The sequence below is a fragment of the Mycobacterium paraffinicum genome, from assembly GCF_001907675.1.
Taxonomy (GTDB): domain Bacteria; phylum Actinomycetota; class Actinomycetes; order Mycobacteriales; family Mycobacteriaceae; genus Mycobacterium; species Mycobacterium paraffinicum_A.
Genome location: NZ_MPNT01000060.1, coordinates 1 through 18,291, shown reverse-complemented (window position 1 = coordinate 18,291; position 18,291 = coordinate 1). Strand labels below are relative to the sequence as shown.

Below are 18,291 nucleotides of genomic sequence, written 5' to 3'. Positions count from 1 at the left end.
TTCACCGTCACCACCGGGGCCCGCAGTTCCTGATCGACACGACGAACACGGGGTGGGTACTTTTATCCGGCCACCAGCGGATACCTCCACTTGGCCACCAGTGGGTACTTTTTCATGGCCACGGACATGCTGCCCTATTTCGTGGAATTCGCCGGGCAGAACATCATTGACGCCTTCGTCGGGCCGATCCGTCGGCGCTCAACCGCCGAGGAACAGGCGTGGCCTCTGATCTTCCTTAACAGCCCCCGATCGAGCTACATCAACGGCGGAGCATTGGTTACCGGTGGCGGATTCTTCGGCGCGGTGCAGTCCCGTCAACTCGACCTCGGCAAGATGTTCGACACCCCAGACATCAGCGCAACCGGAGCTTGTCGGCTACTCGACCCTTCCCCGGAGCGCAGCGCCGCACGTCGCCTTGACGAAGCCTGTCCACCACAATCGTGCCCTGGGGCGCCGATGGTTAATGCATACGAACTGTGATTAGCGATGGACCGGATGCGGTCAAAACCTCGACTCGTCACAGCCATTCAGCGCGGCAGTCCGAGCCTTCACTTCGCATGGTTCGGGGATTATCCCGCGTCGGAGAAGCGCCGATAATGACCAATTTTGTCAGCCAGTCGGCTTCGCTTGCTCAAGTTCACCGGTTCTGCAGGGATTTAATACGCTGCCCTACAACAGATTTCAGATTCGAAACCCGCTCGGCGGATCGCCGGGGCTACGCAGGAGATCGGCCGCAGCGATTTGCAGCACATCAGCGATGTCGAATAGTCGCTCGTAAAGCAGTCCCCGTCGTCCATGCTCGACATCAATAAGGACGTTACGGGTCACACCGGACTTCAGCGCTAGCTGTTCTTGAGTGAGACCTCGTTGGATTCGCAAGGTTCTGATCCGCTGACCGACTTGTCGACGCCTGTCTTCCCAAGCTGCCGCACGCTCGGGATTGGTTTGGCTGGGTCGGGTAGGCACGCAGCCAGTAACTGTGGCAAACCGGCAATTGTCTGCCCTACTAATAGTACATTGCGTAAGTATCGACGGCGGCCTCTTGGACCACTTAATCAGGGATAGAGACTGCATTGCTTGGCTGAAGGAATCAAGGCCGATGGCCGGACGCAAAGGGGTGCTCGGGCCGAGGACGTCAATCGTCCTCAGCTCGACGGTGTGCGCATCGACCGAGTGTGAGCCGCCCGCCATGTGCCGCACGCTGCCTATCCGGCTGACGCCGGCTGTAGGCGAAGCACTTGACTCTTATTTGGAAGCGCTTGCCTATCGGTCGCATACGGCATGGGGCGACGTTGTCGGCGCTGTCGGCCTGGGCGAATCGACGATGCGGTCGGGAATCTATGGATGGTTGATGCGACTTACACGCTCGCAATCATCAGCGTTGAGCCGAGCAACTGGGATTGACGCCACCCGACTTGATTCTATGACCGTCGCAGGACTCACATCCGGCGCGAGCGCCACGTCGGGCCCGTGCGCGCCGGCGCCCGTTTTGCGAGCGCCCGCAAGATCGCGTTATTGCCCACAATGTTTAGCCGACAGTGGCGGCCGCTGGCTGCTGTGGTGGAGACTGCGCTGGGCAATTGCTTGCCCTACGCACCAGTGCCTGCTTGCCGACTGCTGCCCTGCCTGCGGGTGCTGGCAGCGGGTAGGAGCACCGTCATCCGACACGCTTGCGGCGCCGGGGTTTTGCCCACGCAGGGCCGTCACGTCCCACGCCGGCAAGCAATCTTGGTGTGGTGGCGACTTATCCGATTCAGCGGTACCGCATTTTGCGGCCGATCATCCAGTCCTGATCGCGCAGCAACGCATTCTGAGGTGTCTTACTCAACAGTCGGTGTCGGAGGGCATCTATGTTCGCGGCCCAGTGGACGTACCTCAGTTCCTTGCCGACATGAGCGCAATCGCTAATCGCGTGCTCAGGAATTCACCCGTCGACATCATCACACGCCATATCCCGATGGATCGCATCGACCCCAACGCGCGTCGGCGTCAGGGCGATGCCCGCCGCCCCAGCGCGGATAACGCTATGGCCTTGGCGGCCACGGCCTTTGCCACGGTGAGTGCACTCGCCATTCTTGACAGCGCAGATGCGCACGCGGCCGGGGCGCAGATGCGTTGGATGTTGACAGCTCCACGCGCACCCACGACTGTGGTCACACCGACTCAATTCGGCAAGGGCAAGAAAGTCAGTAGTGCGTTGCGCGCCGCCCAGCTATCGGCGCTCGAAACCTATTTAGGTCCCAGCGACCAACTGCGTTACCGGGTCGGCACTCCGTGGCCCTGCGATCCGCAAGAGTCGGCTGAGCGACATCGTCACGTTCCGGGGCTGCTGTGGTTTCAGGCCACATTGCGCTTCACCAAAGTAGGCCCAGCAACCGAACAGCTGGCCGCGGCGTTGGCCTGCGCTGTCGTGGCGGTCGGCACCCGAATCACCCTGGCCAACGCGGCTACGCGTCTGGGGTCGGTTACCACACCGCCATCAATATTGCGCATCCTTCAAAAGTTGAGCACTGCCAAGAATTGGCAGGCAATGAGAGCCGCATTGATTCGGCTCGCGGACGCTGTTGATTCAGGCGCGTGCCCAATCGACTACGAACGGCGGCGCGCACTCCCCTACTCCGATCTGCTGGTTGGTGATGAATGGCATGAAATCTGCTGCGACCTCACAGGATTAGCTGATTCGGCAATGAGCCTCCAGTTGGTCACATGCTGGATGTATGAGCAGATGACCGGCTCCCCCGCACGCCTATGCCCCGCCGCGGGCCGTACCGCCGAGTTTCGCCAAAAGCTCACCGAACTGCGCCAGGCGAGGACGCCCAGCTCCACCGCGAGTCTCGGCCGATCAGCTAAACAATTTCTCGAACGGCACGGGTGCGGTGCGGAGCCGCTCTGCTGGCACCCACCTAGCACGCTTCTTGCCCTTTGAACCTTGCTCCAAACTCGCGGCAACTTCACGGGAATCCCCAGACTCGGATGGACCGTGGGCAATCATCGGTGCGCATCGGTCGGGTCTCGCGGCCCACCAACGCATCTTCTGGGCCTCGGTGGATTCGGGGATGTCGTCTTCACTCATTTAGAGGTACATCCCTTCCGAAATTGTGGGGCGGTAGCGTCGGCTGCCCACCTCGGACAACAGCGTTGCGGTGCTGATGTTTCCGTCGACGGCGGCCAGGACGGCGCGGCGCACGATTTCACGGATGTCGCTGCCGCTGGTGTTCTCGGGAAGCGCGACAGCCACCGCCGCTGTGTCCACAGCCTGACCGCCGGGCAAGTCCCCGATCAATGCCGCCAGGATGCGCGCCGCATCAGCGTGGTCGGGGTAGCCGACTTCGACGATGGAATCGAACCGCCCGGTGCGGATGGCCGCCTTATCCAGGGTGGCGGCGTCGTTGGTGGAGGCCAGCGTCAGGATGCGGGCATCAGGTCCGATGTCCATGGCCGCCAACAACTCTGAGAGCCCCGCATCACCGGTGGCGCGGTCCCGAGACCACAGGTCAACATCCTCAAGCACCAGCAGGACCGGGCCGCCAAGGCGCTGGGCTTCCTGCACGACGGCACCCAGCAGCTGGATACCGGCCTTGGCCTCGACATAGATCACGGTGAATTCCCCCACCACCTCGCGAGCCACGACCGCGCTGACCGCCGACTTGCCGGTCCCAGGCGGACCGCACAGCAACACCCCCCGGCGCGCACCCAGACGGTGGGCGTTGAGCAGCTCATGGCGATCACGCACCGCGCGCACACCCAGATCAATCTCGGCCCACACCTGATCGCCGACAATGACATTCTCCCGGGTTACGGTGCAGGGCAACTCGATGATGGCCAAAGTCAGGCCGGCGGTGTAGGTGGCACGCACCGCGCGGCCGCGGTACGGATTGAGCTGGTTAGCGCGTTCAGCGAGCCGGTCAAGCACCGCGGGGGCCCCGACCTGCTGGTCCGGCGTCACGCAGGCGCTCACTTCGGCCGACCGCAGCATGCTCTGGCGTCCCTCGAGAGCGATCACACATCCGCTGTCAGCCAGCAGCGTCCCGGCCGGAAAGTGCACCCGCACACACAGCGGGTGGCGATAGCGCAGGCCACCGATCTCGGTCTGGGTCCACTTGGGTGGGTTAGTGTGCTCGCCTGGACCGACCTCGCAGACAGGGGTGTGTTCCTCGATCCATTCGGCCAGCGCCAGCGCGAAGGTCAACCGCGACACGGGGTTAAGGGCGCGTTCCTCATCGAGCAAATGCCCGCAGTCCGCCACCCCCAAGCAACGGGCGGTGAACTGCTCGGCGCTCTCGGCCCGCTCGGCCGTGTCGCGCTCGGTGGCGCCGACCAGCAACTCACCCAGGGCGCGCAGCGCCGGCCGCACACCATGCTCAAGGCCTTCCAGCCACGCGTTGACGTCGGTGATGGGTCGGCGATGCGCGTTAGCACCGCCGGCGTGCTCGGCGGTCACATCGGTCAGTGCGTCGTCAGTTTGATTCATCGCCTCATTCGTCATTTCGGGAAAAGGGCAGCCGCACAGAATCGCACTCCCCAGGCTGGTAGTCAACTTGGTTTTCCACCGACGCTGATTCGCCTTGCCATGCATCGGGATCAGGCTTGGCGCTCGCGGCTGGGCGCACAAGTTCCCTGACGTCCGGGCTCGCGCCCCTCACCGGAAAATTCGCACGACACGACACCGCGCTGATGACATCCTCGATGGCGTGGATGAGGAACCTGAGGAGCTCTGCGTCACCGACTTCTCCAACGTTCCCGGCGCCGACGAGTACCGGGAACAGCTCGAGAGCGCCCGTCGCGAGGCACGCCGCCGCTACCGCGACCACCTGACGACAGTGTTCGACCTGCACGGTGCCCCTGAACCCGCTGTGCTCGCCGACGTAGCCCTAGACGCGCTCACCGTCTGGCGCTACGTCGACAGCGGCGAGCGCTGCCGGTGCGGGTGTCACCCGCGGCTACCCGAAACCGACCTGCACGACTACGGATTCGCCTGCACCTGTGCCCGCACCCGCGAGGAGCGCCGCCGCACCTGGCACGAATGGCTCAACAACATCAACGCGTTCTGGGAATCACCGGAGGGCCAACGGATCACGGCCGATGAACAGGCTGCTGAAGCCGACCTGCAGGCCTGGCTGGCGGGCCAACAGGGTGTCACCGTGAATAGCCACGGCGGCTTGGCTCCCGAGCAGTGGTACGGAGAGGTGGACGGGCATAGCTTCTTTTTCCGCGAGCGCCACGGCGAATGGCGCATCGAGCTCGACCTTCGCCCCAGCGGCCGTGTCATCCGCACACTCGCCGGCACCAACAGCGACGGCACACCCCAATACGGGCAAAAAGAGCTAGAACGGGGCGACATCATCGCCCACGGCACCATCGATGACGACCGCTACGGCGCCACGCCCGTTGAGCGGGCCCAGTTCATCATCGACACCATCCGGATCCATCTGGCCCGCCAGATATGCACGCTGCATCACGACGATCTGTCATCGATTGAGGGACTGCTCGGCGCCACAGTCAACTGGTGTCCGGCCTGCGGGACCCGCCTGCCCAGGCACTAACCAACCGGTGGATGCACGCGCCAGTCTGTAAACCGTTCCGACTTCGCAGCATTGCTGAACGGGCCTTCAACGCCAGCGTTTCCGGGGTAAAACCTCGCGTGACGCGACCCGTCCTGATCCGCATCATCGTCGCCCCGGGTCGAGTACGGTAAGCGCGAGGAGGGTGCCCACGGCGACGTCAGCGGCCGAGGGTTTGAACAGTCTCGATAATTGAGACCTGGAGTTGGTGTGCAGATCCGCGCCCTGGTGCGGGGTTGCCACGGCTAGCAAGTCTGGCGGGACAACATCGCTCAGCAGCAGCGGGTTCTTGATGGCCCGGCGTGCGTGTGTCGCGACCTCGTCCAGTGTCAACGAGGGTGTCCACTCCGTGGACGGCCGTGCTGCACTCGCGCCCGTCAGAAGACGGTCGATGTGGCGTTGGGCATCGAGGACCGGATGTCCGGGCGGCAACTTGAGGCCTTTTGTGTCGGTCAGATCGGCGAGGCAGCGACGCTTACCACCTATGGGATGACCTCGTGGTGGGCTTGCGCACCTGCCTGGCTGAGGCACCGCGTCAGGCTTGTGGGAGGCGAGGCGAGGGTAGTTGCCGCAGCTAGGGCAGGTGTCGGCGAGCAGACATTCATGGCGCAGGCAGGCGAAGGACCACACGAGCCGCCATTCGATTTTCCAACGACCTTGTGTTTCTGCCAGACAGGCCGGGCAGTAGCGCGAGCCCGCCCCAAATCCCCAGCATCTGGTCCGTGCGAGCACACGGCGACCACGGTCGATGTCTACGGCCACGCCGTCGTAGCATTGCAGCGTCATCATCCGAAGTTGTCGTTGGGTAATGCCGGTGGCTTTTGACACCGAGCGCAGTTCCTCAGGGTTCATGACCACGATCCAGCGTGGGCTTTTGCTTCCCTGCGTGAGCCCGACCGCGCCCAGCAGGTCAGCCAGCGACGTTCGGCATCGGTGAGCGGTGGTTTCCAGCCAGGAATCGAGCGCTTCGCCGGGCACCGGCGCCACGTGGACTGTCAGCCGCGGAGCCACTCCGGGCGGGCTGGTCCCCGGCATGGTGACGGTCCCGTTGAGTGCGCGCACAGCCTGCACAACCTCGACGCCGAACGGTGTAGGAGCCATCGCAAGACCGGCCCGGTTGCGCGCGATTAATGGTGCGCCGAGCATCGTCTCGAGCTTCGCAAGCCGGCGCCGCAGCGTTCCCGTGCCCAAACCAAGGTCGCGCTCTGCTGCCGCGAGGCTCGGGAATGCCGCGGCTTTGGAGAGCATTTGCAGCCAGGGTCCTCCGCATTTGTCTGTGAGCGCAGGCTTGAGGAGCTCAATGGCCTTGCCGGTGTCCATGGCCGATTGCCGATTGCTTTGCACCACCGACGCTTTGGAACCACGCTGAGATATCCATGCCGCGGTAGTCACCCGGCTGACGCCGATCTCGCTGGCGATGTCGGCGACGCTCCTACGGTTGAGGAAGCGTTGCTCGCAAAGCCACTCCGCGGACGGCGGATGTACATGCCGGCGCATTGGGATCCCATACAGCGTCGATAGCTTGTGGACGTGATGTATGCCGATACCGTAGCGTTCGGCGATCTGTCGAAGGGTCAGTCGCTCGACTACGTACAGGTCGTGCAGAGTCTGCGAGTCAAGTTCAGCGCGCAACCAAGCCGCGAATGCCGCCTTACCAGGTTTGCTTTGCACAGAATAGTCGTTGCGATCGATGGGTTCCTCATCGAACAGGTAGCGCACGGCGAGCTGATCGATACCGAAGTGCTCCGCGAGTTGTCCGACGGTGTAGGAATTATCTACCGCCAGCCGGAGTAGTTCTTGTCGGTCGATCGCTGCAGGGTCTGGTGCGGGCAGATCAAGGTCGGAAATCAGGTCAAGCGGAGGAGCCCACGTCAGCGGTTCTTCAATAGCATTGTGCTGCAGGAACTGTCGTGCTTCCTCGTCGAGATGTTCACGTAGTTGCGCACTCATCGTGCGCGCGAAATTCCGCGCTTGCTTCCACAGATTGTGTGGGTGCGCTCTGTGATCGTCGATTACGCCACTGCGTGCCGGCGTTCCGCTGATCTTCTCGATCAGGTAGTACCGGGCGGCGATAGCCTTGCGCCCGGCGCCGGGCAGGTCACCGGCGGTCTGACATATCCGTTGCCAGCGGTCTAGCGGTAGCAGTGCGGAGTAGTCGAGTTGGCGTCGCCGTGTGTAGTTGATAGGGGCGGGTTGCTCGGCGAGAAAGTCGTTGAGCCGCATCACTGCTGTGCTGATTGTTGGCCAGCCCGGTGAATGAGACAGCGCAAATAGGTAGCAATTCAATGCCTGGGCACTGGTAATCGCTCCGAGATGGTTGCTGATTTCAGTGAGGTGTGCGGTAGTTCCGGTGAGCAGCGTTGCGCCGGACAGTATCGGGCGCAGGTTTATCGCCTTCATCGCTTCGACGATGAAACGTGTCGACCATGCCGGCCAGAACGCGGCGGGCACACTGGCGGCCAGGCGCTGCACGCGGACTGGGTCGGGGTCCGGTGGGCGCGGTGTGGACAGCGCAGTGCGATAGCGTAATTGGTTAATGGGTCCCATCCAGGCAGCGCTGGCCTTGATGATGATCGCTGCAGAGACCGTTCCTTCACGTGGGCACGAGTGCAGCTCGGCAGGGCCCGTTTCCCTGTTCTGTCCTTCGATCAGCCAACGCGCGCGGTCAGCAGCCGCATTCAGAGTCGGCGCCCGCAGGATGTCAAGTGCTGCCGTCACTCCGACCGCGGTGTCGAGCGCCCGCAGCGGGGCCCTCGCGTGAAGTGTCGCCCTGCGTGGGGGCCGCTCCGTCAAGGCTAGGCACTCTTGCCGGCTATCTGCTGGCAGGTCTGCCGACTTTACCGCGGCAATGCCGTGCACCGAGGCGTAATTAAGGGCCCGGTTAGCCAGAACTTTGACGTCGTTGAGTGCTGACCGAGCCTGCCTCGCGCCCGCGTTGGTCGAGTAGATGCCGAAATCGGCACTGTCGTCGGCGATCACGTCAAGGATCTGCTGTTGGGCATCGGTGACCGGATGGCGTGGCCGCAGGCGCAGAGTCGCCGCGTCGGCGAGGTTGCAACCACACGCACACAGACTCGCCGACGGTACCGAATAACCTGGCATAAACGTCGGGCGTGGATGCTTGCCGCACCGGGGGCATTCGTCGGCGAGCAGGCAATGGTGACGTACGCAGGCGAACGACCAGCCGAGCCGCCAGTGCAGCTGCCAGCGCCCGCCGGTGTGGGCTAGGCAGTGTGGACAGTATCGCGACCATGGTCGATATCCGAAGGGAAACGAAGTCGCGATGCGGCCATTAGGGTGGTCGATCTCGAGCCCGGTGCCGTCGTAGCGGCTCAGGGTCATCGCCAGGACTGCATCAGGATGCAGACCGGTCACGGTGGCGATGGTGTCGAGCTGCGCCGGGGATGGTCGCACCAGCCAGCTGGGTCGTCGAGTCACCGGCAGGTTCAGTGCCGCCAGCACCTCGCCCACGGGTGTTGCGACTCGACGAGCGAGAGCTTCGAGCCACGAATCGATCGCCTCACCGTCGAGGGGGGCGACCCGAATTGGGAAGGTGCGGGCTGTCACAATGCATCCGCTATGGTGACCGTTTGGTATGCACGGCGGGTGCGAAATGCCACCGCCAGTTCCTGGCGTGCCTTTTCCGCGGCGCTATCGATCCTGATTGAATCGAATACCTTCTGATTCAATGTTTCTGCGCCGTTGCGGATCGCCTTGACACATCCGCGTCGGATCAATTCCATCAACGACCCGATGTGTCCGGTGCTTCGCCTGAACAAGTAGTCCGACAGGTCCTCGGCGAGCATGCCAGGGCGTTTGGATCCCAGAACAAGGCGCTCCTCGATGGTGGTCAACAGTGTGCGCCACTGCCGGCGTCCACGTTCGGTATCGACTTGGTAGGGAAGCATTTTGAGTATGGTCGTGCGGCGGGTGGTCTGTTCCAAGACTATGTCTTTATAGCCGGCGCTGTTGAGGTTGCAGCACAGGTCTTCCATCAGCAGCCCGCGGTTGCCCAAACCGATGCCGATCGACAGCAGCGTCAACGGAAACTCGTTGGCGATGTACTTGAAGTGATTGCTGATCTCCACTCCCCCGCTTCGCTGCCAGTGCAGAAAATGGAGGTCGTCGATGATGAGTAGTCTTGTCTCGCAACTGAGCACACAGTCCAACGCCCGTCGGCCTAGTTCTTCGGCTGTGCCGCGGCGAGCACCCGGGTGTGCGTAGAAGTCGCATAGGGCGGCGTTGAAGTCTTTCATGCTGGTGTTGCCGCGCATCCCGATACGGCAGACCGGCCATCGTTCGTCGCCCGCCCGGGTGAATTCGCCGTGGCGCCGTACTTCCCGACGGTGAAATTCTTTGGCGAAGGCCTCGACCGCGCACGTCTTACCTAGGCCCGGGTAGCCATCGAGCGCGACAGCGCCTTTGGCGTGGTTGCCATCCTGAGTGCTGCTATCCGTGATGACCCAGAGGTCCTCGTGCAGGGCCGCCAACTGCGGCGTTCGTAAGGGTCCGATGTTGTTGTGCCAGTCGGCGCGCCGCTGGTTGTAGATATCGGCTGCCGGTTCGCTGAGCCGGCGAATCTGACCTCGTGACAACGTCTCTGGCCGGATCCGCTTCGGCGCCTCAACATAGTCGCGCCATCCCTCCTTGCGGGACAACGTGAGGTTGTCGAGGTTCGAGGAGCCACGGGGAGGCGCGGCGGGTGCGGTGCTCATACGTCCTCCAAGACCTCGTCATAGAAATGGCCGTCGTCGACGATGACGTCCTCGTCGAGTTCGTCGACGAAAGTGGTTTCATCACCATCTTGAAGAGATTCTGGAGTGTTGAGACCCCTTCCTGCAGAGAGTGATTCAGGAACGCTGACTGCCGTGTGAACGTCAATTCCTAAGGTGGATTCTTGTCGCGAGAGCCGCAGCGCTGCGCGCAGCTCGGCCACGGTGTGACCCTGGCTGAGCTTGCGGCGCTCCAACAGTTCGGCCAGAGCTAGCTTGTCGTCGAAGTGACGATATTTGGCGGCGGCAAGTTTGCGCGCGTACTTGAGCCCGTCCTCGTTCATCGGGCCGTCGCAGGCGTCGGCCTCGGTCCATCGCAATGCATGCCACTCACGCGTGTTCTTGATGTCGAAGAAGTACACCTGTCGCACGTCGTCGGGATCGACGTGGACGGGCCAATGCCCTTTGCGACCCTTATATGGACTTTTCTCGCGAGCCTTATATCCGATGAGTCCAGGACCGCGGTAGAAGCGGTGATCAATCTCAAAGCCATAGTGCTGAATGGTGCGCCACTCGACCCGCAGGAACTGGTAAGCCAGGCACGGGTCGCGGGGTGCTTCGATGTAGCCGGCACGGGCGATGCCGTGCTCGAACATCTGCGACGGGGACATGCCGAGCGCCCACAAGCCCGGCTCGCCGATCCCATCATGGTCGCGTAGGTGATATACGGTGGCCACCCACTCTCGTAGCATCGCTTCGATTTCGTCGATGAAGAAGACGGCGTCCTGCTCGGGCGCTATACCGCGCGAATACAGGTCCGGGCCTTTGTAGCCGGGAAACTCCTGCAGAAACCCCTCACGGACGGTCCGGAAAAACCGTTCCACCGGGCCCTTGTCGTAGGGGACACGCAGCCGGGCGGGTTGGATCGAAATCCCCATCTGCCGGCACGCACTGGTCAGATGCTCACCGACGTAGATCTTGCCGTGATCGACCACCAGCGTCTCGGGGACGATTGCCGGCGTCGCCGCAAACACACTGTCGGGATCTACCACCTGCTGTTCGACCAAGACCGATCTTGGCACCCCGTGCGGTGGCCACACCGCCTCAGAGGGCCAGTCCCGGCCCGCTGGCATGGGGCGAAAACACTGATACAACACCGAAGCCGCATCGATCGCTTTGGTCGATACCGGGGTTAGCCGCAACCCCGTGATGCACCGCGAATACCAATCCATCGCCACGGTGAGATCCACGCCGACCCACCGCAGCGTGTGCGGATCCATCGCGAACACATCCAAAGGGGTCGTGTCCATCAACAAGTACTCCCCGGGACGCGCCGGATGCATCTTGCCGTAAGGCAACACGGGACGCGCCGCGATATCGCGATTGCGCTTGGTGCTATTGGAAAAAAGCGGATACAGCCGGTCGAGCTTGTCGAGGATGCGATACGCCGTCGCCTGCGACGGTAAGCGCACCAGGCCGGCCCCGTAGGTCATCTCCAGTCGTGCCGCCGCATGGGCAATCACGTAGCCCCCCGTCGGCCTGGACATATCGGTATGCTCACGCATGACGTCCAACGCGGCTAGTTCAAATAACTCAAAAGCCTTACTGCCCAACGTAGATCGCATAGCTTTGGCCGAAAGCAATCCGGCTTCCCCCTCGGCCTCGTATCGACTGACCCAGCGTTCGACAGTTCTCATTCCGATGCCGAGCTCTTTTGCCTTGGCCGCCATACGATCTCGTTTGGACAGCCCTATCCTGTAACGACGCCGCGGCTCTCCCGGTAAAGCCGTTAGCGCACAACCAGATCGATACCCTGTGAGCGCCTCACGCACATGCGCGGCGCGCTCACGCACTTGGCTACGCGCCGACTCAGGCACCGCCGACCACTTCACCGACGCAACATCACCGCCGGCCTCCGGGGCCTCGACGACCAGATCTTCGCTGACTAGACGCGAGCGATCAGAGAACATCACCTCATCCAACGCGAACCGACGGACCGACTCAGACCGCAAATCGCGAGCAACAACTTCTAGCACTCCGGCAACAGGGTGGATTTCAACGACTTCGAGGATTTCTCCGTCGTAAGTGAATCGCGTTCCTACGCCTATCCGTACACCCGCATGCCTCATAGTGACTCCTCGAATACTGTTGATGGACGAAGTGGTACGCCGAGATCCGCGCGGTACTCATGGCGCCACAACAGATGCATCAACGCCGGGCGGACCAGCTGCTGCGGGTATCCCCGAACCTTTTGTTCGGCATCAGCAATCGACATGCCGACGAAGCGCCCAGGACAACAACGGATCTCAGCCAAGATGGATTGGTTGATCAGCCACTCGCGCCGATAACCGGCAAGGAAGCGCACGTTCGCTAACAGGATTCGAGGCGGTTCATGTACCACCAGATACGACCAACCCAACGATTCGACGACTTCCCGCGTCCAAGCGCACAACAGCACAACCTTCGGTTCAGTCATCCGATCGCCGCGGACGACATCGACCACCACCGGTCCGCCGGCGCTGTCCAGCAGATAATCTGGAATGTGTTTGCGCACCTGCCCATCCACTTCGACACGCAAGATGAATGGTTGGGCGACAATGCGAACGACCCCAGGATCAAAGTCAGTCAACAGCAAATTCGCCAACTCTAGCCGCGACTCGTATGTGACGTGGTCATGCTGCGTGGCGGACCAATACGTTCCCGAGTAATGGCGCTGCCCGAAATACCAACGGAAAGTCCGCCACGGCGCCGCCTCAAACAGCGCAGCCGGTGATACCTTCTCCGCAGATACCGACCGCTCTTCCCCCACCACAGGCCGATACGCAATGGTCGCGGTACTCAGGTCGACAGCAGGCTCGAGCGACACCGTAATGCTCCGAACACCACAACCGCACCGCCAAGTACGACTTGGCGCCACTACCGGCGTTCTGCGGCAATCATCGAGGATTTAAAGCCGATTTACAAGGCCTTCTCACCCCCAGCTCAGTTGGGGGGACGCGTACGAGGGGGACTCCAAGTCAGCTTGGATGGCACCCACCCAACGTCGCCATGAATCCAGTTTGCTTTGATCACCTGTCACTCGCACGCCAAACGACGAAAGATGGCCCTCGGGATTCGCGACCGGTCATGTGTGATCGACACTTCTCGATACATCAACTATCAAGACCCGCAGTCGGTTTCGAGCCAGGAGCCTCATTCGATGAACAACGCGACTGCCTTCCGAGAGAATGTCATCTTCCATGAAGATCACTGAGATCCGCGGTGGTCACCGGAAGTCTTATTCCAGGGTCATGCCATATGACCGGCCGGTGGCATGCTCGCAATTCAGCCAGCGCACGGAGGCGCACCGGCGTTCTAGGATGTGCGTTATGGGTGGCCCAGATTTTCGCGGACTGGATGCGCTTCTTAGGAAGCATCAGCTGGATATAACCAGCGAAGAGGTCTTAGACCAGCTGGACTCGACCTTCGCGACAATTCCCGCTGCCGGTGCAGCGCCTCTCTCGATGGCCGAAGTACAATTTCTTCACGCTCACGATGACACTGGCGTCGCGGCGGTCATCGACAACTGGTCCGGCGAACAGCTACGCCAGGCTCAGGCGCGCTCGGCCGCAAGGGCGCTCGCTGACACCCTGTCTGGATCGATGAGCATCAAGGAAGCCGCCACACTGCTGGAAATCGACCGGTCAGGTGTATCTCGGCGCATCGCCGGAAAAAGATTGTGGGCCTTCGCCATTAACGGAAGCCGCCGCATCCCTCGCTGGCAGTTCTTAGGCTCCAAGCTCCTTCCTGGTCTCAACGTGATCGTGTCGGCGATACCACGCGACACCACTCCCGCCTCTATGGAGGCTTTCATGAAGACACCGCAGCCAGATTTCGGCGATCACACACCGATCGAACATCTCGCCGCCGGCGGCGACCCCAACCTGATCGCCGACTTCGTGTCCGATCTCGGCCGCTGGTGAGCCCCCCAAAAAAGTCCAGCACACACCGCCCAACGGCTCACCAAAGAAGCCCGCCACGTCGTCGACTACGCGGGCATATTGTGGCGAATCCACTGCACCACACGTCCTGTCCTGAAACGAGCTATGCGGCGAGCCCGCACTACCGTCAATGCGATGGGACCCCCGCCTAGGACCGCAACCCGTCGCCCATCGCGACAGTGTGCTTAATATCCCCAGACACTACAAACGCGATCCATGATCGCAGACCACCAATGTCGCTGATACAGAACGAAGTTCGCGAGTCCAATAGACCAGCCCACGCACGCAAGCGCAAAGCCAAAGCGACGGTCAACGCTTAGGACGGCTATGCACATTCTCATCTTTGTGGCGGATCCGCCATTTTGACGTCACAAAGATGAGAATTCCGCCATGTTGGATGAGAACCTACAGCCCGGTGGCTTGGCCTTCCCACTTCTCGGTCGAGCCGGTCACCACGGGTGCCACCTGGCCGGGATCGCCAACGCAAATCACTTGCCGTGCAAGGCTTCCCAGCGCGCCGAGGTCGGCATAGGTGCATTGCCAGGCCTCGTCAACCAAGAGTACATCGGCTCCGGCCAGGTTGGGATCGACGTAGAGCCAGCGAGCGGCGGTGCCGATCAGAATTTCCCCGCCTGTCGAGTGTTCCCATCGCACACTGCGGCCCGCGACCGTGCGAATGCCGTCCACCATCACCGGCTTCTTACCAGCCCCCGACACGATCAGGGAAGCGCGGTCGCTGACGGCGGCGATGCGCCGAGCCAGCTCAGCGGCTTGCTCGCGGGTCTGTGCAGCCACCGCCACACGCAGCGCCACGCGGTGAGCCAGTGCACCGGCCAGCAGCGCCACCAGGCGGCTCTTGCCCGCGCCGGGGCAAGCCGGAACGCAGACCGCAGCATCGCCGCCCCACGCGGCCAGCAGCACCCGCGCCAGCATCGGCGTGTCCAGCAGGTCGCGTCCCGGCCAGTCCTCGGTGATCGGCGCAGCGGTGGGCAGCGACGGGGTCACCGTGGCCGGTGCCCCAGCAGGCGGGTTAGCGGTCGCGGGGGCGCCGGGGGTGAATCGCTTAGGCAGCGTACGCATCTCAGTTCTCCGGTGCTTGTGTGTCGTCGGCGGCAGCGATCATCACCGCCAGAGGAACGGGGCGGCGGCTTGCGGTCGGGGTGGCCCCCTGTGACAGCCAGGAGAACCGCCGCTTATACAGCCGCGCCACCGCCGTGCGCCGCGACCGAATCGTGGACACCGAGGGCGGCGCAGGGATCACCGTCACCGGCTCACCCGCAGCGGGCCGGTACCCCGTCTTGCGGAGTCCACCGATGGTCACCGTCAACGCCCCGTCCTCACCCACGGCGGTGGCGAAAACCTCACCACTGAAACGGTTCTCCGCATCCGGCATCGCCGTCATCGGCTCCCCAGCCCAACCGGTGACGGCGGCCCCCGCCTTCAACCGCGTATCCAGCCGCCCCGCGCGCACGGTGACGCGGTTGGCGTGCTGGCCCGCCCCAACGACAGTCTCGCCGTGGCAGACGAACCCGGTGTGGACACCCCGCCCCCGCCACAACGGATCGGCCAGCAACGCCGCCTCATACAGATCGGCGGCATCGCAGCGGCTCGCCAACCGCGCCGCCGCCAGGTGCAGCGTTTCGGGCCGGTCCCAACTGCGCTGTTCGCGCACCGCCTCCTGCATGACCTCCAACTGCCAGTCGTCGTCCTCACGCAGCGCGTCCAGCCCCGGCAGCAACAGACCTCCGGTCACCGCGCGATGCCAGGCGTGCAACCCGCTCACGCCGTTGGGCACCGACAGCGCCGCCCGCCACGCGCCCGCGTGATCGGCACCGGGAGCCACACCGAGCATGAACCGCGCGCGGCTGGTGCTCAGCACGTCGGTCACCGCCGAGGTACCGGGATGCGCGGCCCGCTCCACCCACCAACCGGCCAGCGCCGATCCCGCCGCCACGTCGATGCCGGCGCACCGCGCCGGGTCGGCGTAGCCGCGCGCCAAACCCGCCAGCGCTCGCAACGTGGCAGGCGTATCGACCAAGGCAGTCGCCCCGCCGCAGAAGTCACCGGCCACGCACCCGGCGGCGCGGGCGAGCGCGGCCAGCCCATCGGCTCCGGTGCCGCTGTACGAGTGCCCATCCGGCCCCACGGCCTGCACATGCACCACCGGCCCAGTGCGCCGCGCCGCGACGGCCACCTTCACGTCGCGCGCCGGGGCAGGGTTATGCAGCAGCCGGGGCACCGGCCCACCGGCATCGCGTGCGGCCACCCGCAGCGCGAGGTCAAACAGCGCGGCGCTCACGCCGCACCGTCCCGGCACTCACCGGCATCAGCCAGACCGCGCGCGGCGGCGGCAAACCCATCCGCCAGAGCCGCCGTCGCCAGGTCGTCACGGGGACGCTGGGCAGCCTCGCTCACGGTGGCTACGGTCCACCCGGTGCCAGCCAGCACCGCGTTGGCCCACTGCGCGAAGTCGGCTGGCCCGGCCCGCCCGCTCACGCCGCCACCGCCGCTACGGGGGTGACGCGCACCGTCTTGGCCCACGCAGGCGTGGTATCGGCAGCGTGCGCGCCGATTAGGGCCACGATCAACGGCACCGGCAGCCGACGTTCGGGCCAGGGTGTGCCGCCATCGGTGAACGCCACGATCACGTTGCCCGCTGGACGCGCAGACAACGCAGCATCGATACCGACCCGCAGATCGGTGCCCCCGCCCCCGGTCAACGTCACGTCGCTGATCGACCGCACCGCGCGCGGCACGGTGGCCGCTGCATCGCAGCAGACCACCCGCACCTTGGAACCGGTGCGCCGCAGCACCGCCCGTGTTTCGGACAGAGCGGCAGCCAGATCGTCCTCACCCATGGACATAGACGTGTCGATGATCAGATCGACGGTGATCTTCGGTGCTCGCAGCGTCGGCAAGAGCACGCCCTTGGGTGCGCGCCGGTTCGGTCGCCGCCAGGAGTGGTGCACCTGGCCCGCCTGGTCCTCGACGGCGCGGCGCACCGCAGCGCGCAGCACCTTGGGCCACGGCACCACAGCCGGGGCGAGTTGGGCAGCCGCCCACCGAGCCAGGCCCGCAGGCATGGTGCCGCGACCGGCCCCGCTGCGCGCCATCTCTTGCTGCACTGCGCGGGCGACAGCGACCTTCACCAGATCGGCGGCAGCGGTGGGCAGCCCCTTGCCGCTGCCCAAGTCGGCGGCGGCGGGCAGTTCGCCCGGTACGGGCGCATCTCCGGCACCAGAGCCGCACCCGTAACCATCGTCATCCCCGTCACCGGCTCCCTCACCAGTCGTGACGTTGCCGCTGCGGGGTGTACCGGGCGGCACCAAATGCCGGTAGTAGACCTCGGCGGCGTGCCCGTCCTCGCAACCGATCCCGCTGGGAGTTACCACACCGGCTGGCAATCCCACACCGGCCGCGATCAGGTCGTCGTTGATTTCCGCGTCGGCGGCGACATTCCACATGGTTCGATCCACCGGGGAATCCACCGTGTCAGCGCGGCCACCGTGTTCGCGCAGCACGTGCCCGACCTCATGCAGCAGCACCCCACCGGCCAGCGGGATGCTCCACCCGTCCTCGGTGCCCAGCATCATCGGGTCCAGGTAGAGGCGCCAGTGCCGGTCCACGGCAAAAGTGCCCAGACCGGGCGCGGCCACCGGCGTCAACGCGAACAGTGCCCGCGCGAAGTACGGCATCGCCTCCACCGCAGCCATCCGCGCCAGCCGCAGCCGCCGCCACTCGTCGGCGGTGAGCGCCCTGACCCCGGTCACGCCGCGCTCCCCACGTCAAGGCCCGCCGCGATCATCACGTCCTTGAACTTGCGCGCCGCCGCTGGCGGCTTCGCACCGGCAGGCATCGCCACACTCAGGGCGCGCGCCGCTGCCCCGGCCACGTCGGGAGCGCCATGGGTTGCCGCATCGACCAGCGGCCCCCACGCGGTCATCCACGCGTCCTTGGTCCCCTTGCCCGACGCCCACGCCACCACACCCGACAGCACCGCCCACACCTGATCGGGGCGGGCCGCCTCCCAGGCGACGA

12 protein-coding genes and 3 pseudogenes are annotated in these 18,291 nt (G+C 64.0%); 5 read left to right on the top strand and 10 right to left on the bottom strand.

Annotation, left to right across the window (positions count from 1 at the left end; genetic code table 11):
- The first annotated feature begins 114 nt into the window (after positions 1–114).
- Entirely contained in the window at positions 115–480 is a 366-nt protein-coding gene (locus tag BRW65_RS30310; protein ID WP_244168281.1) for a hypothetical protein, read from the top strand.
- A gap of 201 nt (positions 481–681) precedes the next feature.
- On the opposite strand, the gene BRW65_RS30305 is transcribed toward BRW65_RS30310, so the two are convergent.
- Entirely contained in the window at positions 682–966 is a 285-nt protein-coding gene (locus BRW65_RS30305) for a helix-turn-helix domain-containing protein (RefSeq protein ID WP_044486628.1), read from the bottom strand.
- Positions 967–1,099: 133 nt separating this feature from the next.
- Here BRW65_RS30305 and BRW65_RS33030 point away from each other — a divergent pair.
- A pseudogene (locus tag BRW65_RS33030) lies at positions 1,100–1,597 on the top strand (TniQ family protein); the annotation flags it as partial.
- Positions 1,598–1,834: 237 nt separating this feature from the next.
- Positions 1,835–2,926, top strand: coding sequence for a hypothetical protein (locus tag BRW65_RS32585; protein WP_244168280.1), 1,092 nt, complete (start codon positions 1,835–1,837; stop codon positions 2,924–2,926).
- A gap of 147 nt (positions 2,927–3,073) precedes the next feature.
- Here the strand turns inward: BRW65_RS32585 and BRW65_RS30295 are convergent, their stop codons facing one another.
- Positions 3,074–4,471, bottom strand: coding sequence for an ATP-binding protein (locus BRW65_RS30295; protein WP_073881093.1), 1,398 nt, complete (start codon positions 4,469–4,471; stop codon positions 3,074–3,076).
- 220 nt (positions 4,472–4,691) lie between these two features.
- On the opposite strand from BRW65_RS30295, the gene BRW65_RS30290 reads away from it, so the two are divergent.
- Positions 4,692–5,543, top strand: coding sequence for a hypothetical protein (locus BRW65_RS30290; RefSeq protein ID WP_073881083.1), 852 nt, complete (start codon positions 4,692–4,694; stop codon positions 5,541–5,543).
- A 123-nt stretch (positions 5,544–5,666) separates the two neighbouring features.
- On the opposite strand, the gene BRW65_RS30285 is transcribed toward BRW65_RS30290, so the two are convergent.
- From BRW65_RS30285 to BRW65_RS30270, 4 genes are read right to left on the bottom strand one after another with little or no spacing between them, the layout of a single operon-like run.
- The gene (locus BRW65_RS30285) at positions 5,667–9,128 is read right to left on the bottom strand and encodes a TniQ family protein (protein ID WP_073881081.1); all 3,462 of its coding nucleotides are present in this window, start codon (positions 9,126–9,128) and stop codon (positions 5,667–5,669) included.
- Complete coding sequence (locus BRW65_RS30280; protein WP_073881079.1) at positions 9,125–10,276, bottom strand: AAA family ATPase; 1,152 nt, start codon at positions 10,274–10,276, stop codon at positions 9,125–9,127. The genes BRW65_RS30285 and BRW65_RS30280 overlap by 4 nt, the downstream gene beginning before the upstream one ends.
- On the bottom strand, positions 10,273–12,402 hold the full coding sequence (locus BRW65_RS30275) for a helix-turn-helix domain-containing protein (RefSeq protein WP_073881077.1): 2,130 nt from the start codon (positions 12,400–12,402) through the stop codon (positions 10,273–10,275). The genes BRW65_RS30280 and BRW65_RS30275 overlap by 4 nt, the downstream gene beginning before the upstream one ends.
- Entirely contained in the window at positions 12,399–13,139 is a 741-nt protein-coding gene (locus tag BRW65_RS30270; protein WP_244168279.1) for a TnsA-like heteromeric transposase endonuclease subunit, read from the bottom strand. Before BRW65_RS30270 ends, BRW65_RS30275 begins: the two co-directional genes overlap by 4 nt.
- Positions 13,140–13,641: 502 nt before the next feature.
- On the opposite strand from BRW65_RS30270, the gene BRW65_RS30265 reads away from it, so the two are divergent.
- Positions 13,642–14,235: a helix-turn-helix domain-containing protein gene (locus tag BRW65_RS30265; protein WP_073881089.1), complete on the top strand. Its 594-nt coding sequence runs from the start codon at positions 13,642–13,644 to the stop codon at positions 14,233–14,235.
- 429 nt (positions 14,236–14,664) lie between these two features.
- On the opposite strand, the pseudogene BRW65_RS30260 reads toward BRW65_RS30265, so the two are convergent.
- The 4 genes and pseudogenes from BRW65_RS30260 to BRW65_RS30240 form a co-directional block, all read right to left on the bottom strand.
- Positions 14,665–15,333, bottom strand: a pseudogene (locus tag BRW65_RS30260) (AAA family ATPase); the annotation flags it as partial.
- Between the two features lies 1 nt (position 15,334).
- The gene (locus tag BRW65_RS30255) at positions 15,335–16,552 is read right to left on the bottom strand and encodes a hypothetical protein (RefSeq protein ID WP_073881087.1); all 1,218 of its coding nucleotides are present in this window, start codon (positions 16,550–16,552) and stop codon (positions 15,335–15,337) included.
- 193 nt (positions 16,553–16,745) lie between these two features.
- Positions 16,746–18,023, bottom strand: coding sequence for a vWA domain-containing protein (locus BRW65_RS30245; protein ID WP_073881075.1), 1,278 nt, complete (start codon positions 18,021–18,023; stop codon positions 16,746–16,748).
- Positions 18,020–18,291: pseudogene (locus BRW65_RS30240) on the bottom strand (AAA family ATPase); the annotation flags it as partial. The pseudogene BRW65_RS30240 and the gene BRW65_RS30245, both read right to left, overlap by 4 nt.